Source organism: Ignavibacteria bacterium (genome assembly GCA_025612375.1).
Classification (GTDB): Bacteria; Bacteroidota; Ignavibacteria; order Ignavibacteriales; family SURF-24; genus JAAXKN01.
Window position 1 is genome coordinate 1 of record JAAXKN010000104.1, and the last position, 2223, is coordinate 2223.

Below are 2223 nucleotides of genomic sequence, written 5' to 3' on the forward strand. Positions count from 1 at the left end.
TGAGTGCTGGCAAAGCCTAAGGAACCATCAAGTATAACTCTAATTCCTGCTCCCTCCCTACTTTGTTATCGCGACCTCCTGTTCCGCTTTATATTCCTTGACCACTTTAAATATGTAATTGTAATTGGTTTTTAACTCGGTCGCAATTTGTATGTTGGTTTTGCCGGCCTGGTGTAATTTTATTATGTCGTCCTTTTTGGATTCCTTTTGGACCTTTTCCACTTCCAACCCCTGTGTTATTACTAGGTTTTTTGTTACGTTGTAAACGAAGTTGTACCTGACGTTGAGGAGTTCTGCTATGTCTTTTACTTCCATCCCTGCTTGGAACAATTCCTTCATTTTATTGGATTTGGAAGTTTCCGGGTTGTTAATAATGTTTTTAACTACGATGTCGAAGTTTTCGGGTTTTTTACTGTTTAATAGTTTCATGGGTTAACCTCCTAAATTTTATTTTGGATTTTGGATTTGTAATTTATTTCCCTCCCTCTAATTATATTATATAACAACTTAAATAAAAAATCCACTGTAATTTGGGAAACTGTCCAAACTTCCCGTAGGAAACTGTTACAGTTTAGTGTGTAACACTTTACCTTAGGAAACTCACCGATTTTCCCAGTTTAGTGTGTTACACTTTACTCTACGACACTGTAATAGTTTAGCGGGTTAACCGTTTAGCAGATGAAACTGCGCGCTGCAGGTTCCTACGGTACTCGGGTAGCGTACGAAAGTGGCCGGCGCCGCGGCCACCGAGGCCCCGCTCCACCGTGCCCAAAAGAAAAAAAAAATAAAGAAAGAACGAATTAAATTCGTTCTTTACTTTACTTCTGTCTGCTGTTCTGCTTTATATTCTTTTACTATTTTGAAGATGTAATTGTAATTTGTTTTTAACTCGGTTGCTATCTGTATGTTTGTTTTTCCTTCCTGATGCATTTTTATTACTGCATCCTTTTTACTTTCTTTCTGAACTTTTTCTACCTGCAAGCTTTCTGTTATTATTAAATTTTTTGTTACGTTGTAAACGAAGTTGTATCTGACGTTCATTAACTCTGCTATTTCTTTTACTTCTAAGCCTGCTTTAAACATTTCTTTCATTTTCTGACTTTTACTTTTACTTTCGTCTTTTAATATGTTTTTTACCATGCTGTCTGTGTTTTCTGCTGTTTTAACATTTAACAGTTTCATACGGTAACCTCCTACGTTATTATTATTTTTTGTTTGTAAATGTTTAATTCGTTCTTTCTTAATTATATTATATAATAAACCAAAACAAAAAGCCAGTTTAAGTTGGGAAACTGTCCCAACTTCCCACGTTAGCGTAGGAAACTGTTTCGCAGTTTCCCTTGGGAAAACATATGATTTTCCCAGATTCCCAGTTTCCCTTAGGAAAATCACCAGGTTTCCCAGTTTAGCACGGGAACCGGGTAGCGTGCGAAAGTGGCCGCGGCGTCCGCTGTTTCACCGGGTAACCCGGTGCCACGCTACCGCGGGCCACCGCCGCCCATCTCTTTGCCCCTAAAAAGGAAAAAAAAAAAAAGAAAGAGCGATTAAACTCGCTCTTTACTTTGTAACTGCTACTTCCTGTTCTGCTTTATATTCCTTTACTATCTTGAAGATGTAGTTGTAATTTGTCTTTAACTCCGTCGCTATCTGTATGTTTGTTTTGCCTGCCTTATGCATTTCTATCACGATGTCCTTTTTGGATTCTTTTTCGACTTTCTCGACCTGTAAGCTTTCTGTTATTATTAAGTTCTTTGTTACGTTGTACACGAAGTTATATCTTACATTCATTAACTCCGCTATTTCTTTTACCTCCAGGCCTGCTTGAAACATTTCTTTCATTTTAGCACTTTTACTTTTGTTTTCGTCTGCCATTATGTTTTTTACTATGCTGTCGATGTTTTCTGCTTTTTTAACATTTAACAGTTTCATACATTAACCTCCTACGCATTTATTTATTTTTTGTTTATCGCTCTTTCTTAATTATATTATATAATATCCCAAAACAGAAATCAACAGAAATTTTTGCGAGTTTCCCAACTTCCCACGTTATCTTAGGAAACAGTATGAATTTCTCAGATTCACAGGTTCCCTTAGGAAAATCTGTGAGTTTCCTAGTTTCCCAGGTTACTCGGGTAGAGTGCGAAGTTGCCGAGGCGGCGTTCCGCTGTTGTGGGAGCACCACAACTGTGGGAGCTCCCCACCCCACAACTGTGGGAGCACCAC

3 protein-coding genes are annotated in these 2223 nt (G+C 38.0%); all 3 read right to left on the reverse strand.

Annotated elements, in window-relative coordinates; genetic code table 11:
* Window positions 1–57 precede the first annotated feature (57 nt).
* Complete coding sequence (locus tag HF312_21470; protein ID MCU7522784.1) at window positions 58–429, reverse strand: hypothetical protein; 372 nt, start codon at window positions 427–429, stop codon at window positions 58–60.
* A 384-nt stretch (window positions 430–813) separates the two neighbouring features.
* Window positions 814–1182 (reverse strand): helix-turn-helix domain-containing protein, encoded by a 369-nt coding sequence (locus HF312_21475; protein MCU7522785.1) that lies wholly within the window; start codon window positions 1180–1182, stop codon window positions 814–816.
* Window positions 1183–1557: 375 nt separating this feature from the next.
* Complete coding sequence (locus HF312_21480) at window positions 1558–1929, reverse strand: hypothetical protein (GenBank protein MCU7522786.1); 372 nt, start codon at window positions 1927–1929, stop codon at window positions 1558–1560.
* Window positions 1930–2223 lie beyond the last annotated feature (294 nt).

Excerpts from the sequence above, each read along its gene's own strand:
- HF312_21480 (MCU7522786.1), bottom strand. The coding sequence starts at position 1,929 with ATGAAACTGTTAAATGTTAAAAAAGCAGAAAACATCGACAGCATAGTA.
- HF312_21475 (MCU7522785.1), bottom strand. The coding sequence starts at position 1,182 with ATGAAACTGTTAAATGTTAAAACAGCAGAAAACACAGACAGCATGGTA.
- HF312_21470 (MCU7522784.1), bottom strand. The coding sequence starts at position 429 with ATGAAACTATTAAACAGTAAAAAACCCGAAAACTTCGACATCGTAGTT.